The organism is Streptomyces silvae, assembly GCF_016745505.1.
Classification (GTDB): domain Bacteria; phylum Actinomycetota; class Actinomycetes; order Streptomycetales; family Streptomycetaceae; genus Streptomyces; species Streptomyces silvae.
The window spans coordinates 31,725-49,934 of record NZ_JAERUC010000185.1 but is presented as its reverse complement, the minus strand read 5'-3'; the positions used below and the strand labels follow the sequence as shown (position 1 = coordinate 49,934).

The following is an 18,210-nucleotide window of genomic DNA, read 5'->3' as shown; positions in this document are numbered from 1 at the left end:
GGAAAAGAGGGTGCTGTGACTCTATCGGTAGGTCGATAAAATGAGCAGAGCGGGTCACGAATGAGCGGGTGCCCGCTGGCCGGGCGCCGGGCGGCTCATGCCACCATTGAGTCCGTGGCAAGCAAGCGAGGCAAGCAGACCGTCCGGGACATGATCCTGTCGATGCTCGTGATCACCGCAGTGGCGGGCGTCGTCTACATCTTCATCCCGCACGACGACAAGGCCGACCCGATCAAGGCGGTCGACTACCGGGTCGAGCTCGCGACGGCCCGGCGCGCCGCGCCGTACCCGGTGGCGGCCCCGGCCGGGCTGCCGGACGACTGGAAGCCGACCTCCGTCTCGTACGAGGGGCAGAACGGCGCGGGCTGGCACCTCGGCTTCCTCGACCCGGACGACAAGTACGTGGCCGTGGAGCAGTCGACGACCCCGGCGAAGAAGTACATCCCCGAGGTCAGCCAGGACGCCGAGAACACCGGCCGCACCCGCGACGTCTCGGGGCAGGCCTGGGAGGTCTGGAAGGGTCCGAAGTACGACGCGCTCGTGCTGCACGCCGAGGGTGTGACGACCGTGGTCACCGGCTCCGCCCCCGCCGACCGGCTGGCGGAGATGGCCGCCTCGCTGAAGACGGCTTCCGCGGACGACGCCTCGGGCGCTCCCGCCGCCTCCTGACACGCCGTACGCGCATACGGAAGAGCCCCGCGACGCTCGGCGTCGCGGGGCTCTTCCCGTGCTGTCCCGGGGCTGCGCCCCGGGCGGGGCTCAGACGGTCGTGACGACCTCGTCGTAGGAGAGGCGCGGCAGACGCGGGAACCAGGCGTCGTCGCCCGGCTTGCCGATGTTGACGGCCATGAGGAGCTTGTGGTCGCCGTCCAGGAACTCCTTCTCGATGCCCGCGGCGTCGAAGCCGGTCATCGGGCCCGCAGCCAGGCCGGCGGCGCGGACGCCGATGATGAAGTAGGCGGCCTGGAGCGCGGCGTTCAGCGCGGCCGACTGCTCGCGGACCGGGCGCTCGGAGAAGAACGCGTCCTTGGCCTGCGGGAAGTGCGGCATGAGCGCCGGGAGTTCCTCGTGGAACTCGTGGTCGGCGACGAGGAGCGCGACCAGCGGGGCGGAGGAGGTCTTCGGCCGGTTGCCCTCGGCCATGTGCTTCACGAGACGCTCGCGGCCCTCCGGCGTACGCACCAGGACGACGCGCAGCGGCGACTGGTTGAAGGCGGTGGGGCCGTACTTGACCAGGTCGTAGATCGCCTGGACCTGCTCGTCGGTCACCGGCTCGTCGGTGAACGTGTTGGCAGTGCGGGCCTCGCGGAAGAGGAGGTCCTGGGCGGCGGGGTCAAGAACGAGGGACATCTGGAGCGTTACCTTCCGGACGGAACGGGTCGAGCGATGCGATCACCGTAACCGAGGAATAGATTAAACTTCAACTAAATCTGGGCGGGAGTGATCCACCGCACAGACACCCCCGAAGCGACCCGGGCGCCCCTACTCCGCGCCGCCGGGCTCCGTGTCCTCCTCGGGGCGCGCCAGCGCCGCGTCCAGCCGGGCCCGCGCGCCCTCCAGCCAGTGCCGGCAGACCTTCGCCAGCTCCTCGCCGCGCTCCCACAGGGCCAGCGACTCCTCCAGCGTCGTGCCGCCCGCCTCCAGGCGGCGTACGACCTCGATCAGCTCGTCCCGCGCCTGCTCGTACCCGAGCGTGCCCGTCGCGGCAGCCGTCGTCGTCCCGTCGTCCGTCATGCCGACCACCCTATGCGCGGGCTCCGACAAACCCGGCCCCCGGCGGCGACGGCCTGCGGGGCCGTCACTCCGCGACCCGTACGGTGAACTCGCCCTCGGATACCCGCGCCCGCAGCTCCTCGCCCGGCGCCCCGGCGTCCGCGGGGGAGCGCACCACATGGCCGTCCGGCCGCTGGAGCACCGCGTAACCCCGCTCCAGCGTCGCCGCGGGCGACAGCGCCACCACCCGGGCCCGGGTGTGCGCGAGCTCCGAGTCGGCGCGGTCCAGCAGATGCCCGAGCACCCTGCGGCTCCGCCCCACCAGCGCGTCGACCTCGGCCTCCCGCTCGTCCACCATCCGCTGCGGCCGCTCCATCGAGGACCGGCCCAGCGCGTGCGCCAGCCCGCGCTCCTCCCGGTCGATCAGGCCGCGCACGGTCCGCAGCGCGCGGTCCCTGAGCCCCTGGACGCGGTCGAGCTCCTCGCCCACGTCCGGCACGACCTTCTTCGCCGCGTCCGTCGGCGTCGACGCCCGGAAGTCGGCCACCAGGTCGAGCAGGGGCGAGTCCGGCTCGTGCCCGATGGCGGAGACCACCGGCGTACGGCACGCGGCCACCGCCCTGATCAGCGCCTCGTCGGAGAACGGCAGCAGGTCCTCGACACTGCCGCCGCCACGGGCGACGACGATCACGTCGACCTCCGGCAGCGCGTCCAGCTCCTGGACGGCCTGCACCACCTGGTTCACCGCGTGCACGCCCTGCACCGCGGTGTTGCGCACCTCGAAGCGCACCGCCGGCCAGCGCCGCCTGGCGTTCTCCAGGACGTCACGCTCGGCCGCCGACGCCCGCCCCGAGACCAGGCCGATCAGCTGCGGCAGGAAGGGGAGCGGCTTCTTGCGGTCCAGGGCGAAGAGCCCCTCGGCGGCCAGCGACTTCTTCAGCTGCTCCAGCCGCACCAGCAGCTCGCCGATGCCCACCGGCCGTATCTCCGTGGCCCGCAGGGACAGCTGTCCCCGCGGGGCGTACCACTCGGGCTTGGCGAGGACGACCACCCGGGCGCCCTCCGTCACCACGTCCGCGATCCGGTCGAAGACCTGCCGGAAGCAGGTCACGCTCACCGAGATGTCGTGGGACGGGTCGCGCAGCGTCAGGAACACCACCCCGGCGCCCGGCCGGCGCGAGAGCTGGGTGATCTGCCCCTCGACCCAGACCGCGCCGAGCCGGTCGATCCACCCGCCGATCAGCCGCGACACGTCGCCGACGGGCAGCGGGGCTTCCGGGGACGTAGTGAGAGCCATACGGGCGAGCGTATCGGCCGGTACGGACAACCAGGGCCTTCCGTACGGCTCGAACGGGGGGCCGTACGGCGCGTACCGGGTCCTGCGGCGGCGCGTACCGGGCCCGTGCGCCTTGAGGGAGCCCCTCAGGCCGTCCGCCGCCCCCACTGCACCGCGAGCACCACCAGCCCGATGCCCAGCCAGCACAGGCCCACCAGCTGCGCGCTCGTCGTCGCCTCCAGGATCACCGCGACCAGCACGCCCGCGCCCACCACCGGCACCACGATGTGGCGCCACCAGCTCGGCGGCCCCTCCATCCGGCGTACGGCGAACCAGCCGACCACCGACGCGTGCAGCAGGACGAACGCGGTGAGCGCGCCCACGTTCACGACCGACACCAGATGGTCGAGGCCGTCGTCGCGCCGGGCCGCCCACACCGCCGCCACCAGCGTCACGACCGCCGCGCACGAGATCGCGACACGCGGCACCCCGGACCGGCTGTCGACCCGCGACAGGAACGACGGCAGCCGCCCCTCCCGCCCCATCGCGAACACCAGCCGGCCGGCCGCCGCCTGCCCGGCCAGCGCCGCGAAGGCCGCGCCGATCGCCTTGCTGACGGCCACCAGGTCGTGCAGCCACGTCCCGACCGAGGCGTCCACCGCGTCGTAGAACGCCGACCCCTGCTTCACCGGATCCGCGGCCAGCTCCGCCGAGCTCACCGGCTCCAGCAGCGCCGCCAGGTACGACTGGACCACGAACAGGGCCCCGGCGAGCAGCAGGCAGAACAGCACCGCCCGCGCCACCTTCGCGGAACCCCCCGTCACCTCCTCCGCGAACGAGGCGATCGCGTCGAAGCCCAGATAGGAGAGCACGGCGACGGAGACCGCCCCCAGCACCGCGGTCATCGAGAACCCGGTGTCCCCGGTCAGCGGCGACAGCCAGCCGCGCTGCGCCCCGTCCCGGGCGAGCACCACGACCGCCGACACCACGAACACCAGCAGCACCACGATCTCCATGGCGAGCACCGCGAAGCCCACCCGGGCGGCCGCCCGTACGCCCCAGAGGTTGAGCAGGGTCGTCACGACGACCGCGATCGCCGTCCACACCCACCGCGACACCTCGGGGACCAGCGCGTTCATCGCGATCCCCGAGAAGAGGTAGGCGACGGCGGGGATGAGCAGGTAGTCGAGCATCGCCATCCAGCCGGCGATGAACCCCGGGCCCTCCCCGAGCCCCTTGCGGGCGTACGCGAAGACCGAACCGGCGAGCGGGGCCACATGGACCATCTGGGCGTAGCTGAAGGCGGTGAAGGCCATCACCACGGTCGCCACCAGGTACACCAGCGCCACGGCCCCGTCGGACCTGGCGTCCAGCGTGCCGAAGACCCCGACCGGGGCCATCGGTGCGATGAACAGCAGCCCGTAGACCACCAGGTCCCGGAACCCGAGTGTGCGCCGCAGCTTCCCCTTTTCCGTGCTGCTGCCCGCCATGAAGCCTCCGTCGCTGGTCCGCGTACGCATCAGTCTCACCACCACGCCGTCCCGGCGCCTGTTCGACACGGCCTTACGATGGGACGCATGACTGCAACTCCTGCCCGCCGTGTCCTGCTCGCCGCACCCCGTGGCTACTGCGCGGGTGTGGACCGCGCCGTGATCGCCGTCGAGAAAGCCCTGGAGCAGTACGGTGCCCCGGTCTACGTCCGGCACGAGATCGTGCACAACAAGTACGTCGTGCAGACGCTCGAGAAGAAGGGCGCGATCTTCGTCGACGTGACCGCGGAGGTGCCCGAGGGCTCCATCGTGATGTTCTCGGCGCACGGCGTCGCCCCGACCGTCCACGCGGAGGCGGCCGAGCGCAAGCTCGCCACGATCGACGCGACCTGCCCGCTGGTCACCAAGGTCCACAAGGAAGCCGTCCGCTACGCCAAGGAGGACTACGACATCCTCCTGATCGGCCACGAGGGCCACGAGGAGGTCATCGGCACGAGCGGCGAGGCGCCCGACCACATCACGCTGGTCGACGGCCCCGAGGACGTCGCCAACGTCGAGGTCCGCGACGAGTCGAAGGTCGTCTGGCTCTCCCAGACCACCCTCTCCGTCGACGAGACGATGGAGACCGTCGGGGCGCTCAAGAACAAGTTCCCGAACCTCCTCTCCCCGCCCAGCGACGACATCTGCTACGCCACGCAAAACCGCCAGATCGCGGTGAAGAAGCTGGCCGAGGACGCCGAGCTGGTCATCGTCGTCGGCTCGAAGAACTCCTCCAACTCGATCCGCATGGTCGAGGTCGCCCTGGACGCCGGCGCGCCCGCCGCCCACCTGGTGGACTTCGCCGACGAGATCGACGAGGCCTGGCTGGAGGGCGTCACCACGGTCGGCCTCACCTCCGGTGCCTCGGTGCCCGACGTCCTGGTCGACGGCGTGCTGGAGTGGCTCGGCAAGCGGGGCTACGCCGATGTCGAGACGGTGAAGACGGCGGACGAGTCGATCACCTTCTCGCTGCCCAAGGAGCTCCGGCGCGACCTGCGCGCCGAGGCGGCCGCGCTCGCCGCGGAGTAGCCGCCGGTCCGCGCCCGGGGGCGCACGGTGCCCGGGGCGTGCCCTGGGCACCGCCCCTCGGATCGCCCGTCCGGGGAGTGATCCCCGCCACCTGCCCGTACCGTGGATCACATGGAGATCTTCGGTGTGGACATCGGCGGTTCGGGCATCAAGGGTGCGCCCGTGGACCTGGACCGCGGAGAGCTGGCGCAGGAGCGCCACAAGGTACTGACACCCCACCCGGCCACGCCAGACAGCGTGGCCGACGGTGTGGCCGAGGTCGTCGGGCACTTCGACTGGAAGGGCCCGGTCGGCATCACCTTCCCGGGAGTCGTCACCGGCGGCATCACCAGGACCGCGGCCAACGTGGACAAGGGCTGGATCGACACCGACGCCCGGACGCTCCTCAGCGACCGGATCGGTCAGCCCGTCACGATCCTCAACGACGCCGACGCGGCCGGGGTGGCCGAGATGACCTTCGGCGCGGGCCGCGACCGCAAGGGCACGGTGATCATGCTGACGCTCGGTACGGGCATCGGCAGCGCGGTCTTCACCGACGGACAGCTGGTCCCCAACACCGAGCTCGGCCACCTGGAGCTGCACGGCCACGACGCCGAGAAGCGCGCCTCCACGAAGGCCAAGGAGGACGAGGACCTGAGCTGGCAGCACTGGGCGCACCGGGTGCAGAAGTACCTGGTCCACGTGGAGATGCTGTTCTCGCCCGAGCTCTTCATCATCGGCGGGGGTGTCAGCCGTAAGGCGGAGAAGTTCCTGCCGCTCATCGAGCACGTACGGGCCGAGATGGTCCCGGCCCAGCTGCAGAACAACGCGGGCATCGTCGGCGCGGCCATGGCGGCCGCGGGCAAGTAGCCCGGTACCTGGGCGCGGGGGCGGGCAAGTAGCTTCCGCGCGGTCCTTCAGGCACGGGGGCGGGCAAGTAGCTTCCGTGCGGTCCCTCAGGCGCGGGGGCGGCGGGCGGCGGCGGCGCGGTCGGCCCGGAGCAGGTGGCGCTGCCGCTCCCGCATCTGCCGGACCTTCCGTACGGAGGCGATGAGACCCGCGACGAGCGTGCCGCCGTACAGCCAGCCGGCATGGACGGCGAGCGCGGTCACCACGGCCATCGCCTGCCCGCCGAAGCCGCCCGTGCCCCCGGCGACGGGGATCACCCCGATCGCGAAGGCGATGGGCACGATGATCGGCGCGGTCACCAGGTCGGCGGGCCGCACCCAGAGGGCCGTCAGGGCACTGACCGGCAGGAACAGCACCCCGTACACGATCTCCGAAGCGCCGAACAGCACCCGGTCCACGCAGGCCAGCAGGAACATGGTCAGGGCCGCGAAGAGCCCGGCGCCGATGCCGGTCAGCCGGGGGTTGGGGAACCGGCGCAGCGCCAGGACCACGGGCGGGACGCCGCCGGGCCGGGAACCGCGCGCCGCCGGCCCCGGGCCCGTCGCCGGCGCAGGGGCGACCGCGACCGTCACCGGATAGCCGGCGGGGGCCGTGACCTCGCCCAGCCCGCCGGGCGGGGCGGGCTGAACCTGCGGGGACTGCGTGCGCTGCGGGGTACGTGTCCTGTGCTGCTCCACCCCGACAACCTAGGTCGCCGGGTGCACTCTTTCGGGCGTTGGACACGCGCTTTGGGTGACCTTGGCGTTGCGTTCGACCACACCTGGCCGAAACCGCACCGTTCGGCCCCCGGGAAGCCGCCTCCCGCGCACCCGTGACGGGCCGCCCGGCCCCGCCCGTAAACTGGAGAATCGGTCCACTCCCGGCCCGCCCGCACAGCCCCTCTCCTCCACTTCAGGAAGTCGCCAAAGTGTCGCTCACGATCGGAATCGTCGGCCTGCCGAATGTCGGCAAGTCGACCCTGTTCAACGCCCTGACCAAGAACGACGTGCTGGCGGCCAACTACCCGTTCGCCACCATCGAGCCGAACGTCGGCGTCGTGGGCGTCCCCGACCCCCGCCTGAACACCCTCGCCGAGATCTTCAGCTCCCAGAAGCTGCTCCCCGCCACCGTCGACTTCGTCGACATCGCGGGCATCGTGCGGGGCGCGAGCGAAGGTGAGGGCCTGGGCAACAAGTTCCTGGCGAACATCCGCGAGTCCGACGCGATCTGCCAGGTCATCCGCGCCTTCAAGGACGAGAACGTCGTCCACGTCGACGGCAAGGTCTCGCCCAAGGACGACATCGAGACGATCAACACCGAGCTGATCCTGGCCGACCTCCAGTCCGTCGAGAAGGCCGTCCCGCGCCTGACGAAGGAGGCCCGCCTCCAGAAGGACAAGGTCGCGGTCCTCGCCGCCGTCGAGGAGGCCCAGAAGATCCTGGAGGCGGGCGACACGCTCTTCTCCCGGGGTATCACGGCCGGCACCGAGAAGGGCCGCCTGCTCCACGAGCTGCACCTGCTCACGACGAAGCCCTTCCTGTACGTCTTCAACGTCGACGAGGACGAGCTGGTCGACGAGGACTTCAAGAACGAGCAGCGCGCCCTGGTCGCCCCGGCCGAGGCCATCTTCCTCAACGCCAAGATCGAGTCCGAGCTCATCGAGCTGGACGACGACGAGGCCCTCGAACTGCTCCAGTCGATGGGCCAGGAAGAGCCCGGCCTGGCCACCCTCGGCCGCGTCGGCTTCGACACCCTGGGCCTCCAGACCTACCTCACGGCAGGCCCGAAGGAAGCCCGCGCCTGGACGATCAAGAAGGGCGCCACGGCCCCGGAGGCGGCCGGTGTGATCCACACCGACTTCCAGAAGGGCTTCATCAAGGCGGAGATCGTCTCCTTCGAGGACCTGGTCGAGACGGGCTCGGTCGCGGAGGCCCGCGCCAAGGGCAAGGCGCGCATGGAGGGCAAGGACTATGTGATGCAGGACGGGGACGTGGTGGAGTTCCGCTTCAACGTCTGAGCGGATGAAGTAACACCACGTCGCCGACGTTGCGCATACGCAGGTCAGAAGGGGTCGGACTCTGTCGAGTCCGGCCCCTTCGCCTGCACCGTGCTGGGTCTCGGGAGTGCGACGTTGCCGCGCAGGGTTTCTTGCGGCTGTCACCTTCCACGAGACGGCAGGGCTCTGCGCTAACCTTTATGTTACTAACATCGTCGTGAGTAACATACGTGGAGGTCGGCAGCGTGGTGGACTTCGTGGGCCGTCGGCACGAGCTGGCGACGTTGGAGCGGGAGCTGCAGAAGGTGGCGGCCGGGGTCGGCGGTGAGCGGCCCGGGCGCTGTGTGATGTTGCGTGGGCGGCGTCGGGTGGGGAAGTCGCGGCTGGTCGAGCGGTTCGCGGAGCGCTCCGGAGCCCCGTTCTTGTTCTACGCGGCGACCGGCGCGTCTCCCCGGGACGATCTTGCGCGGCTGGCCCGGGACGCCCAGGCGTCGACGTTGCCGTCGGCGGGGCTGGTGGCGGCCGCGCGGCCGGAGAGCTGGGACGCCGCGTTCGACGTGCTGGCGGCGGCGCTGCCCGCCGACCGGGCGAGCGTGCTGGTCATCGACGAGGTGCCGTATCTGATGGACGCCGACGGCGCCTTCGAGGGGATGCTGCAACGGGCCTGGGACCGGGTGCTGGAGGCCAAGCCCGTGCTGCTGATCCTCATCGGGTCCGATCTGTCGATGATGGAGGCGCTGAACAGCTATGGGCGCCCCTTCCACCAGCGCGGCCGGGAGATGGTGCTGGGGCCGCTGAACCCCGCCGAGGTGGGGCGGATGCTCGGGCTGGATCCGGCGGGCGCCTTCGACGCGGCGCTGGTCACCGGCGGGCTGCCGCTGATCTGTGCGGAGTGGCAGCGGGGAGCGGGGCTGTGGGACTTCCTCGGGGAAGCGCTGAGCGACCCGGTCTCGGCCCTGCTGGTATCGGCCGAGCGTTCGCTGGCTGCCGAATTCCCCCCGCAGGCCCAGGCCCGTACGGTGCTGGCGGCCATCGGCAGTGGCGAACGGACCTTCACCAACATCGCCCGTGCAGCCGGCGGGATCGGGGCCACGCCGCTGCAGCGAGCGCTGGAGCTGCTCACGGACAAGCGGATCGTCGCTGCGGAGCTGCCCGTCTCGCTCCGCCCGTCGAAGGATCGCCGCTACCGGGTGGCGGATCCCTACCTGAGGTTCTGGCTGCACCTGCTCGGCCCCTCCATGGAGGAGATCGAGCGTGGGCGGGGCGATCTGACGCTGGCGCGGATCCGGGAGAGTTGGACCAGCTGGCGTGGCCGGGCGGTCGAGCCGCTGGTGCGTGAGGCGCTCGCCCGGATACTGCCCGACGACCAGCTGCCCGCAGCGCCGGCGGTGGGTGGTTACTGGACCCGCACCAATGACGTCGAGATCGACATCGTCGGTGCGGACCGTGCTCCCGTTGCCAAGGAGCTGTTCTTCCTCGGCTCCGTCAAGTGGCTGGAGCAGTCGCCCTTCGACCGGCACGACCTGGCAGCCCTTCATCGGCACCGGGCTGCCCTCACCGACGAACCCGTGCCCCTCGTGGCGGTCTCGCGCAGCGGCGTCGACGCTCCGGGCCTCGACGCGACCTACGGCCCCGGTGACCTGCTGGCCGCCTGGCCGCTGTGAGGGGCGGTTCGCAGGCGAGGTGCGGGAGTTCGATGCGTACGGTGCGGCGTCCTGGTCGCGTGTGAACTGTCTGGCCGTCAGGCCCGGACGGTGTCCCGTGCGTCGGGGAGGGGTGCCTCGGCCGGTGGTACGTCCATGGCTTGCCCGGTCGTACGCCGGCGGCCCGTGGCCAGGAGCAGCGCGATGAGGATGATCTGGCAGCCCATGATCAGCGCCTGGGTCGCTGGGGTCTTCACGGCCAGCAGGACCATCGTCGTGTTGACGGCGAAGTGCACGGCGATCGAGGCCAGGACGCCCGCCCGCTCGTAGGCGCAGGTGACCAGCATGGCCATCGGGATGTTGCCGACGGCGAAGAGCACCCCGCCCGGGGTCGCGAGGCCCAGGTCGTTCTGGACCGTTCCGTCGATGAAGAACAGCGGCATGTGCCACACGGCCCAGATGACGCCGAGCACCAGGGCGATCCGGAAGCGGCCCATCGTGGCGCGCATCCTCGGGTAGGCGGTGCCGCGCCAGCCCGGTTCCTCGGATAGCGGGCCGGAGATGATCATGCTGACCAGGAACGCCGCGGGGCCGCCCATGGACCTCATCGTGTCCTGTGTGTCCGACCAGCTCGGTGCCGGGTCGCCGGCCGCGTGCCCGATGACCGCGGCGGCCAGTACGGCTGCCGAGGCCGCCAGCATCAGCAGCGGCGCCAGGAGCAGGGCGGCCGGGCGGAACCGGACGGCGTGCTCCGGGACCGGCTCGCCCCGGCGCCTGCGGCGGATGCGGATGACCAGGGCGCCTGCCAGCGGGCCGAAGGCCCCGAGCAGGAAGGGCACGTACGTGGGGGTGCCGGCGGCCGCCGGTCCGCCGAGGGCGATCGCGGTGCCCCAGCAGGCCCAGCTCATGCCGAAGGAGACCAGCATGAAGAGCATCAGGTCGGTTTTACGGCGGGTGGGCGCCGGTGTTTGTGGCGTGGGCATGCCAATATGTCCCTTGTGGTGAGTCGGGGGCGCACGGAGGGTCCGTAGGTCAGGAAGTGGCGGAGTGGCTCCTGGGGAGCGTCTCGCAACCGGCCGCGCACAGGTGGCCGGTGAGCCACCTGGCGACGAGGTCGAGCAGGCCGGGGTCGACCGGGTCGCGCAGCAGGCGGCGGTAGGAGTTCAGGGTCGGGTGGCCCGGGTCGCGCCGCAGGATGTGGGTGAGGTCGTCGATGCGGTGGGTCTCCGCGCCGCCGGGGACCAGCCGGGCGATCTCCTTCAGGTCGTCCGGGTCGACCTGGAGGTCCTTGTCGCCGGTGATCGCGAGGACCGCGGCGTCGACGGCGGCCAGGTCGTCCCGGGTGTCATGGGCGAGCATCTCCCGTAGCCAGCGGGCGTTGACCTTGGCTCCGGCCACGCGCGCCACGTCCGTCCGGGTCCTCTTCACCCGGGCGAGGGCCCGGCTGCCCAGGCCCGCCAGCGGCCGGCGCAGCAGTCGCACGGGGGCGGGCATGCTCGCGACGACCGAGCGGCCCTGTCGGCGGAACGCCTCCTCGCCCGGGCCCGCGAAGCCGGCCAGCAGCACCACCGCGCGCACGTCCGTCCGGGCCCCCAGGGCCATGGCGTGCAGCGCGCCCTCGCTGTGGCCGATCACCCCGATCGCGTCCGCGCGGATGTCGGACCGGGCCGCCAGGGCGCGTACGGCCGCGGCGGCGTCCCGGCGGTTGTCGGCGAAGCCTGCGGCCCGCCAGTCGCCGGGGGTGGCGCCGTTGCCGCGACGGTCGTAGCGCAGGGTGGCCATCCCCCGTGCCGCGAGGGTGTCGGCCACCGGCCGGCCCAGGTTCATCGGGAGCTTCGGGGTGTTGCCGTCGCGGTCCAGCGGGCCCGAGCCGTGCAGCAGCAGGACGGCCGGGTGCGGGCCGTGGCCGGCGGGCAGCGTCAGGGTGCCGGCCAGCGAGGTCCCGTCGTCCGCGGTGACCGTCATGTCGATGTCGGGCAAGGCTCCGCCTCTTTCGTTCGCGGTCATCCATTCTCAACTCCGAGAACGTTATCAGATGTGAGATCATGAACCATGGCAACCGCGAATCTCCTCCTCCACCCGGTCCGGATGCGCATCCTCCAGACCCTGGTCGGCGCCGGTGAGCTGACCACTGCCCAGCTCCGGGAGCGCCTCCCGGACGTCTCGGCGGCCAGCATGTACCGGCACGTCGCGACCCTCACCAAGGCCGGCATCCTGGAGGTGGTCCAGGAGAGGCCCGTACGCGGGACGGTCGAGCGGAGCTACCGGGTCCGGCAGGACGAGGCCCTCGTCGACGAGGACGCCCGCGCCGGAATGACCAAGGACGACCACCGGCAGGCCTTCACCGTCTTCACCGGCGGGATGATGGCCGATCTCGACCGCTACCTCTCCCGCGACGACGCCGATCCCCCGAACGACGGCGTCCTCTACCGGCAGGGAGCGGTATGGGTGACCCCCGGTGAGTTCACCGAACTGGTGGCGGAACTGGAGGCCCTGGTCGCCCGGTACACGGGGCGCACCCCCGGCGACGACCGCATCCGTCACATCGTCAGTCTCGCCCTGGTGCCCGACAAGGCGGCCGGGGAGGAGGGCCGGGCATCCGAGGCGTAGGGCACGGGCTACGACCAGCGGCGCAGCGCGGCCCGTGCGGGCAGTGTCACCGCGAGCAGGACCAGGGCGACGGCGGCCGCCACGAAGGAGCCGTACAGCAGCGGGGGCACGTACGGGCCGTCGCCGGTCAGGCCGTGGATCATCGGGATCAGCGTGGCCGCGGCGATGGCGGTGCCGAGGGTCACGCCCACCGCGGAGACCAGCAGGCCCTCCCAGTGGAGCATCTGCAGCACCTGGCGCCGGGTGGAGCCGACCAGGCGCAGCGTGCCCAGCTCGCGCCGGCGGTCGAGGACCGTCATCACCAGGGTGTTGACGGCGGCGACGGCGGCGAAGCCGCCGAGGACCGCGGCCATGGTGGTGTTGGACCAGGCACCCAGCTCCGCGTCGAGGCTCCGCCCGGTGGCGTAGCCGGAGGCGTCGGTGACCTCGCCGAGGCCGGCGAGCGACTCCTCCGAGCCGCCCCGTACCAGCAGCGCGCTGTCGAAGCCCGAGGTCACATGCCCGGCCAGGGACGCCCGGTCCATGGTCGCCGTGGCCAGGCCGAGCCCACGGCCGTAGACCGCGACGACCTCGGGGCGGGCCTTCGTGCCGTCCGGGAGGTGGAGCGGCAGCGGGTCGCCGACGCCGACGCCCGCCGAGGTGGCCAGTGTGGTGTCGATGGCGATGCGGCCGGCACCGAGCCGGTCGAGGCTGCCTTCGCGTACGTCCAGGTCCTGCACCTTCGCGAGGACCGCGCCCGATCCGGTGACCCCCTGGACCGCCGCGCCCTGGAGCGCCGCGAACTCGCCGGAGCCGACCGGGACCAGCACCTGTGTGCTGAGCACGCCGACGGCCGCCTCCACCCCCGGCGCACGAGCGGCTCGTGCCGCGGCGTCCACCGGGATCCCCGCCGGGTCCGTGACCACGTGGTCCGCGGTGAGACCCGCGCGCAGCTGTTTGTCGGCGATGTGGCTCTCGCTCGTGTGCATGAAGACGAGCGTCGAGGCGAAGGCCATGGCGAGCACGATCGGGGTGATCGCGGAGGCGAGACGGCGGGCATTCGTACGGGAGTTGGCGGCCGCCAGTTCACCGGCCGGGCCCGCTCCGCGCAGCGGGAGGCCGAAGAGGCCCGCGCACACCCGGGCCACCAGCGGGCCGAGCAGGGCGACGGCGAGCATGAAGCACATGACGACGCCGAGGGAGGCGCCTGCCGCGTCGTCCCCCGCGGAGTTCGCGGAGACGCCGGTGAGGATCGCGCCGCCGACGAGGGCGCCGACGCCCAGCACCGTACGGACGACACCCGGACGCAGCCGCTCCACGGACGCCTCGGTGAGCGCCTGCCCCGGCTTGGTCCTCGCGGGCCTGCGCCCGGCGGCCCAGCCGGCGGCGAGCGCCGTGAGCAGCCCGGTGGCCACGGCGACGAGGAGCGGGATCCAGGAGACGTGCACCCGTACCGCCTCGGGGATCGCGCCCCGGTCCTGCAACTGCCCGAACCACCAGTGCGCCAGCCCGATTCCGGGCAGACAGCCGGCGATCCCGGCGAGCGGCGCGACGAGCAGCGCCTCGGAGGCGACCGCGCGGCGGATCTGCCGGGGGGTGGCTCCGACGGCGCGCAGCAGCGCGAACTCGCGGGCCCGCTGCGACACCGACAGGGCCACCGTCCCGGCCGCGGTGAAGATCGCGACGATGGTGGCGATGCCGCCGAAGGAGCCGCCGATCCCGAAGAGCGTCTCCTTCGCGTAGCCGAGACCGGGGTCCTCGACGGCGCCCCGGTCGTCGCCGAGGTGTACGTCGGCGCCGGAGCCGGCCAGGGCCGTCCGTACGGACCCGGCGAGGGCGCCGGCGCGCGTACCGGGCTCGGCCAGTACGGCGATGGCGTCCGCCCTGCCGGGGTGGCCGGCGAGCGCCGGGGCCTGGGTGTCGGCGAACCACGCGAGGGCGTCCCCGGTGCCGGTGTTCCGGGCGGTGTCCCCGGGCCCGGCCTCGGCGACGCCCGCGACCCGGAAGTCCCGTCGCCCGGCTGCGGTCCGCAGGGTGACGGTGTCGCCGACGGCGGCCTTCGCGGCGCGAGCCGTACCCGCGTCGAGCACGACCTCGCCGTCGTGGGGCGCGGCCCCCGTGGTCAGCGCCGTACCGGTGAAGGCGTGCGAGCCCCACCCGTGGGCGGTGAGCGCACCGCCGGGGACGGGGAGTTCACGCGAGCCCGGCGCCGCGTCCGCCGTGCGCACGGGGAAGGTGAAGTCCGCTACGGCGGTGGCCGCCCCGGGTGCCGTGGCCGCCCTCGCCGCCAGTCCGGCGTCCACCCGTGCCCTGTCCGGCAGCGGGACGGCCTCCTCCTCACGGTCCTCGCCGCTGCCCGTGACCACGCGTACGTACTGGTCGGCCGCCGCGACGACCGGCACCTTCGCGTACCGCTCCGCCGGCACCGACGCCCGCAGCCCCGTCTCCAGCAGGATGCCGCAGGCCGCGACGATCAGCGCGGACATCAGCAGCGCGAGGAAGGTCCCGGCGAAGGACGCGGGCTTGAAGCGGACGGCGGCGCGCGCCAGCCCGTTGGGGCGCATCATGCCGCCACCCCGGCCCCCACGCGGGCGGTACGGGCCGTGAGCGCCGTCATCCGCTCCGCGATCAGCTCCGCAGAACCGCGCTCCACGCCGTCCGCGAAGGCGCCGTCCGCGAGGAAGAGCACCCGGTCCGCCCAGGCGGCCGCCACCGGATCGTGGGTGACCATGACGACCGTCGCGCCCAGCTGGTCGACGGCGTGCCGGAGCAGGCCGAGGACCTCGGCGGCGGTGCCGGTGTCGAGGGCGCCGGTGGGCTCGTCGGCGAACACCACGTCCGGGGCGGTGACCAGCGCGCGGGCGACGGCAACCCGCTGCTGCTGGCCGCCCGACAGCTCGCCGGGGCGGCGCCGCGCCTTGTCGGCGAGCCCGACCTGTGCGAGGACCGCGGCCGCCCGGTGGCGGTCCTGGCGCTGCCCGGCGAGGCGCATGGGCAACAGGACGTTCTGCGCCACCGTCAGCGACGGCAGCAGGTTGAACGCCTGGAAGACGAAGCCGACCCGGCTGCGGCGGAGTTCGGTGAGCTCGTTCTCGCTCATGCCGGTGATCTCCGTACCCCCGAGGCGTACGGAGCCCGCCGACGGCCGGTCGAGCCCGGCGGCACACTGCAGGAACGTGGACTTGCCCGAGCCCGACGGGCCCATCACCGCGGTGAACGTGCCACGGGCCAGGGCGAGATCGACGCCCGCGAGTGCGTGCACGGAGCCTGCTCCGCGACCGTACTGCCGCCGCACACCGCGCAGTTCGACGGCGTGGACGGCATGACCGGGGGTGGCGGCCGGGGACGCCGGTTCCTCGTCGGTGCTCCGGCGCCTGCCGCTGCGTAGCCTCATGTTCCGCCCTTTCGCGCTCTTCTCGACTGGGTGGAGTGTGGGGCGGCGGCAGCGCGCCGGGCGTCATACCCGGGAGCCAATGTGGGGGTGCTACCGGAGTAGGGGGCGGGGGAGGGGATCAGCCCGGGGGATCAGCCGGGGCAGGGAGCGGGGCATGCGTCCGCGCCGGGTGCCGGGTCATGCGCCCCGCGTCCGGGTGCCGGGTCAGGCGCTCTTGGCGGTGTGCTTGAGGCGGAGGGCGGAGACCAGGAAGAAGACCCCGCCGAGGAAGGCGTAACCGGCCAGATTGCTCAGCGTGGCGCCGTCCGCACCCGCCTGCGCGAAGAAGGACGCCCCGGCGAGGGTGGAGATGGCACCGCTGACGATCATCGCCCACTGGCCGCCCAGCCGGCGTCGCACGGCGCCCACGACGAGCTGGACCAGGCCCGCGGTGACGGCCCAGACGCCCCAGACCCGCAGGACCGCGGGGATGCCGGACGTGGCGGCGACGGCGAGGCCGACGGCGGTGAGGGTGCTGAGCGCGATGTTCACGTACAGGCCGCGGACCGGACCGCCGACCGCCCTCGCGGACCGGGCGTCGACGACCGCGCAGGCCACGTCGAACAGGGGATAGACCACCAGCAGGGCCGCGCTCAGCGGACCCAGGGTGTCGGCGGTCGCGAACAGCAGGCCGGCCCATACGGCGGCGAACGCGAACCGCAGGAAGTACAGCTTCCGCAGGGACGCGGCGGCGCCGGTGGCGGGGGTGGCGGGGGCGGTGCCTCGGGTGGTGACGGAGGTGTCCACGGGGGGTGCCTTTCGGTGGCGGCGCATCGATGGGGATGTGCGGGGGAGAACGTTCGGTCTCTTGTGACCATCAAAGGGCGCCCGGGGGTGGCTGTCAAGACCGAACGTTCTCCCTCACCTGTTTGGTAGCCTCGGAGCATGAGTAGGGGCACAGGAAGTGGCAGCACGTCCGAGGCGCGAGCCAGGCTGCTCGGTACGGCGACGAGGATCTTCTACGCGGAGGGAATCCACTCCGTCGGCGTCGACCGCATCATCGCGGAGGCGCAGGTGACCCGGGCGACGCTGTACCGGCACTTCTCGGGCAAGGAGGAACTCGTCCTCGCCTACCTCGACCAGGCCGACCGGGGGATCAGGGCGCAGGTCGCGTCCGCGCAGGCGGAGGACGCGCCCGCGGCGGACCGGATCCGGGCCGTCAGCCGCTCCATCACCGAAGGCATCAGGTCACCCGGGTTCCGCGGATGCGCCTTCCTCAACGCGGTGGCCGAGTACCCGGACCCCGCCCATCCGATCCACCAGGCCGTGCTGGCCCACCGGCAGTGGTTCCTGGACACCGTCACGGAGTTGCTGGCGGAGGCGGGTCACACGCCCGCCGGTGCGGCCGGCCGGCATCTCGTGATGCTGCGGGACGGCGCCATGGCGGAGGGCTGCCTCTTCGACCCGGAGCTCGTCTCCGAGACGTTCCTGCAGGCCGTCGAGGGACTACTGCGGGCACGCCCCGCCTCGACGGGGCGAAAGTGACAGCTTGAGGGGCCGGTCGTGGGGGCCGGGGCGCGGCGCCTCTCGACTCGCCGGTGTGCTCACGGTCGAGTCGTAAGGCTCATGTCGGAGACCTGCCGTCCGCCTCCGGGACCCGGGCTGCCCGAAAGGGTTCCCGGAGGGGTGTGGGGCGCCGCCCCACGGTTGTCCGGCCCGCCGGGCCGAGGTGACACTGCATGTGGGACGCGAGCGTGGCGCCGCCCCACGGCCGCTATGCCCCGCGGCCTGACCGGCATCGGGGCATACGGGCTCGGGTCGGCTCAGGCCGAGAGCGTGGAGGTGGAGCCGAGCCCGGCGGCACCCAGGCCGTCGACGCCGAGGGCGCCGGAGAATCCCGCGGAGAGCGAGGAGAGCGGCGTCTCCAGGGCGACCTCGCCGGCCAGGCCGGCGAAGGTGCCACCGGACACGTTGTCCAGGTCCGCGTCGGAGATTTCCTGGGCCTGTATCTGGGGGGCGGAGCTCATGAGGTGAATTCCTTTCACGTTCTGCTTCCGAATGGCGGGAGGCCGACCCCGTCAGGAAAGAAGGCCCCATTGCCGCTGTCACGACTGCGGCTTCCGCGGTGCGAAGGATGAAAGCACGTGGGTGCGTCACGGGGCCACCCACCCGGCAGCGCTCCGGCCTGCTCTTCC

The 18,210-nt window shown here is 72.5% G+C and carries 18 protein-coding genes; 7 read left to right on the top strand and 11 right to left on the bottom strand.

Going from position 1 to position 18,210, the window contains the following annotated elements; genetic code table 11:
• Positions 1-114 precede the first annotated feature (114 nt).
• Positions 115-669, top strand: coding sequence for a DUF4245 domain-containing protein (locus JKV81_RS29960; RefSeq protein ID WP_307820630.1), 555 nt, complete (start codon positions 115-117; stop codon positions 667-669).
• A gap of 90 nt (positions 670-759) precedes the next feature.
• Here the strand turns inward: JKV81_RS29960 and JKV81_RS29955 are convergent, their stop codons facing one another.
• From JKV81_RS29955 to JKV81_RS29940, 4 genes are all read right to left on the bottom strand, one after another.
• Entirely contained in the window at positions 760-1,350 is a 591-nt protein-coding gene (locus tag JKV81_RS29955) for a malonic semialdehyde reductase (RefSeq protein WP_129265263.1), read from the bottom strand.
• Positions 1,351-1,482: 132 nt separating this feature from the next.
• Positions 1,483-1,734, bottom strand: coding sequence for an exodeoxyribonuclease VII small subunit (locus tag JKV81_RS29950; RefSeq protein ID WP_202078789.1), 252 nt, complete (start codon positions 1,732-1,734; stop codon positions 1,483-1,485).
• A 64-nt stretch (positions 1,735-1,798) separates the two neighbouring features.
• On the bottom strand, positions 1,799-3,010 hold the full coding sequence (gene xseA / locus JKV81_RS29945; RefSeq protein WP_099174845.1) for an exodeoxyribonuclease VII large subunit: 1,212 nt from the start codon (positions 3,008-3,010) through the stop codon (positions 1,799-1,801).
• Between the two features lie 125 nt (positions 3,011-3,135).
• Positions 3,136-4,479, bottom strand: coding sequence for an APC family permease (locus tag JKV81_RS29940; protein WP_129267111.1), 1,344 nt, complete (start codon positions 4,477-4,479; stop codon positions 3,136-3,138).
• Between the two features lie 78 nt (positions 4,480-4,557).
• On the opposite strand from JKV81_RS29940, the gene JKV81_RS29935 reads away from it, so the two are divergent.
• Both JKV81_RS29935 and ppgK read left to right on the top strand, forming a co-directional pair.
• Positions 4,558-5,547: a 4-hydroxy-3-methylbut-2-enyl diphosphate reductase gene (locus JKV81_RS29935; protein WP_202078787.1), complete on the top strand. Its 990-nt coding sequence runs from the start codon at positions 4,558-4,560 to the stop codon at positions 5,545-5,547.
• A gap of 111 nt (positions 5,548-5,658) precedes the next feature.
• A complete protein-coding gene (gene ppgK / locus JKV81_RS29930) occupies positions 5,659-6,396 on the top strand; it encodes a polyphosphate--glucose phosphotransferase (protein ID WP_129265266.1) in 738 nt (245 codons plus the stop codon).
• An 86-nt stretch (positions 6,397-6,482) separates the two neighbouring features.
• On the opposite strand, the gene JKV81_RS29925 is transcribed toward ppgK, so the two are convergent.
• On the bottom strand, positions 6,483-7,112 hold the full coding sequence (locus tag JKV81_RS29925) for a DUF6542 domain-containing protein (protein WP_202078785.1): 630 nt from the start codon (positions 7,110-7,112) through the stop codon (positions 6,483-6,485).
• 230 nt (positions 7,113-7,342) lie between these two features.
• Here JKV81_RS29925 and ychF point away from each other — a divergent pair, with 230 nt between their 5' ends.
• Both ychF and JKV81_RS29915 read left to right on the top strand, forming a co-directional pair.
• Positions 7,343-8,431 (top strand): redox-regulated ATPase YchF, encoded by a 1,089-nt coding sequence (ychF, locus tag JKV81_RS29920; RefSeq protein WP_124274474.1) that lies wholly within the window; start codon positions 7,343-7,345, stop codon positions 8,429-8,431.
• 224 nt (positions 8,432-8,655) lie between these two features.
• Positions 8,656-10,074, top strand: a complete 1,419-nt coding sequence (locus tag JKV81_RS29915; RefSeq protein ID WP_202078807.1) for an ATP-binding protein — start codon at positions 8,656-8,658, stop codon at positions 10,072-10,074.
• A gap of 77 nt (positions 10,075-10,151) precedes the next feature.
• Here the strand turns inward: JKV81_RS29915 and JKV81_RS29910 are convergent, their stop codons facing one another.
• Complete coding sequence (locus JKV81_RS29910) at positions 10,152-11,036, bottom strand: CPBP family intramembrane glutamic endopeptidase (RefSeq protein WP_236058131.1); 885 nt, start codon at positions 11,034-11,036, stop codon at positions 10,152-10,154.
• Positions 11,037-11,085: 49 nt separating this feature from the next.
• On the bottom strand, positions 11,086-12,033 hold the full coding sequence (locus JKV81_RS29905; RefSeq protein ID WP_202078783.1) for an alpha/beta hydrolase: 948 nt from the start codon (positions 12,031-12,033) through the stop codon (positions 11,086-11,088).
• A 72-nt stretch (positions 12,034-12,105) separates the two neighbouring features.
• Here JKV81_RS29905 and JKV81_RS29900 point away from each other — a divergent pair, with 72 nt between their 5' ends.
• The gene (locus tag JKV81_RS29900) at positions 12,106-12,663 is read left to right on the top strand and encodes a helix-turn-helix domain-containing protein (RefSeq protein WP_129265275.1); all 558 of its coding nucleotides are present in this window, start codon (positions 12,106-12,108) and stop codon (positions 12,661-12,663) included.
• A gap of 8 nt (positions 12,664-12,671) precedes the next feature.
• Here JKV81_RS29900 and JKV81_RS29895 read toward each other — a convergent pair whose 3' ends face one another.
• From JKV81_RS29895 to JKV81_RS29885, 3 genes are all read right to left on the bottom strand, one after another.
• Positions 12,672-15,209 carry an ABC transporter permease gene (locus JKV81_RS29895; RefSeq protein ID WP_202078782.1) on the bottom strand — a complete coding sequence of 846 codons (2,538 nt, stop codon included), beginning with the start codon at positions 15,207-15,209 and terminating at the stop codon, positions 12,672-12,674.
• Entirely contained in the window at positions 15,206-16,036 is an 831-nt protein-coding gene (locus tag JKV81_RS29890; RefSeq protein ID WP_202078780.1) for an ABC transporter ATP-binding protein, read from the bottom strand. Before JKV81_RS29890 ends, JKV81_RS29895 begins: the two co-directional genes overlap by 4 nt.
• Positions 16,037-16,240: 204 nt before the next feature.
• The gene (locus JKV81_RS29885; RefSeq protein ID WP_307820629.1) at positions 16,241-16,822 is read right to left on the bottom strand and encodes a hypothetical protein; all 582 of its coding nucleotides are present in this window, start codon (positions 16,820-16,822) and stop codon (positions 16,241-16,243) included.
• A 138-nt stretch (positions 16,823-16,960) separates the two neighbouring features.
• Here JKV81_RS29885 and JKV81_RS29880 point away from each other — a divergent pair, with 138 nt between their 5' ends.
• A complete protein-coding gene (locus JKV81_RS29880; RefSeq protein ID WP_124274504.1) occupies positions 16,961-17,560 on the top strand; it encodes a TetR/AcrR family transcriptional regulator in 600 nt (199 codons plus the stop codon).
• Between the two features lie 278 nt (positions 17,561-17,838).
• Here JKV81_RS29880 and JKV81_RS29875 read toward each other — a convergent pair whose 3' ends face one another.
• Entirely contained in the window at positions 17,839-18,042 is a 204-nt protein-coding gene (locus JKV81_RS29875) for a hypothetical protein (RefSeq protein WP_202078778.1), read from the bottom strand.
• Between the last annotated feature and the right edge of the window lie 168 nt (positions 18,043-18,210).

Excerpts from the sequence above, each read along its gene's own strand:
- JKV81_RS29880 (WP_124274504.1), top strand. The coding sequence starts at position 16,961 with ATGAGTAGGGGCACAGGAAGTGGCAGCACGTCCGAGGCGCGAGCCAGG.
- JKV81_RS29950 (WP_202078789.1), bottom strand. The coding sequence starts at position 1,734 with ATGACGGACGACGGGACGACGACGGCTGCCGCGACGGGCACGCTCGGG.
- JKV81_RS29955 (WP_129265263.1), bottom strand. The coding sequence starts at position 1,350 with ATGTCCCTCGTTCTTGACCCCGCCGCCCAGGACCTCCTCTTCCGCGAG.
- JKV81_RS29900 (WP_129265275.1), top strand. The coding sequence starts at position 12,106 with ATGGCAACCGCGAATCTCCTCCTCCACCCGGTCCGGATGCGCATCCTC.
- JKV81_RS29940 (WP_129267111.1), bottom strand. The coding sequence starts at position 4,479 with ATGGCGGGCAGCAGCACGGAAAAGGGGAAGCTGCGGCGCACACTCGGG.
- JKV81_RS29910 (WP_236058131.1), bottom strand. The coding sequence starts at position 11,036 with ATGCCCACGCCACAAACACCGGCGCCCACCCGCCGTAAAACCGACCTG.
- ppgK (WP_129265266.1), top strand. The coding sequence starts at position 5,659 with ATGGAGATCTTCGGTGTGGACATCGGCGGTTCGGGCATCAAGGGTGCG.
- JKV81_RS29895 (WP_202078782.1), bottom strand. The coding sequence starts at position 15,209 with ATGATGCGCCCCAACGGGCTGGCGCGCGCCGCCGTCCGCTTCAAGCCC.
- xseA (WP_099174845.1), bottom strand. The coding sequence starts at position 3,010 with ATGGCTCTCACTACGTCCCCGGAAGCCCCGCTGCCCGTCGGCGACGTG.
- JKV81_RS29875 (WP_202078778.1), bottom strand. The coding sequence starts at position 18,042 with ATGAGCTCCGCCCCCCAGATACAGGCCCAGGAAATCTCCGACGCGGAC.
- JKV81_RS29935 (WP_202078787.1), top strand. The coding sequence starts at position 4,558 with ATGGGACGCATGACTGCAACTCCTGCCCGCCGTGTCCTGCTCGCCGCA.
- JKV81_RS29890 (WP_202078780.1), bottom strand. The coding sequence starts at position 16,036 with ATGAGGCTACGCAGCGGCAGGCGCCGGAGCACCGACGAGGAACCGGCG.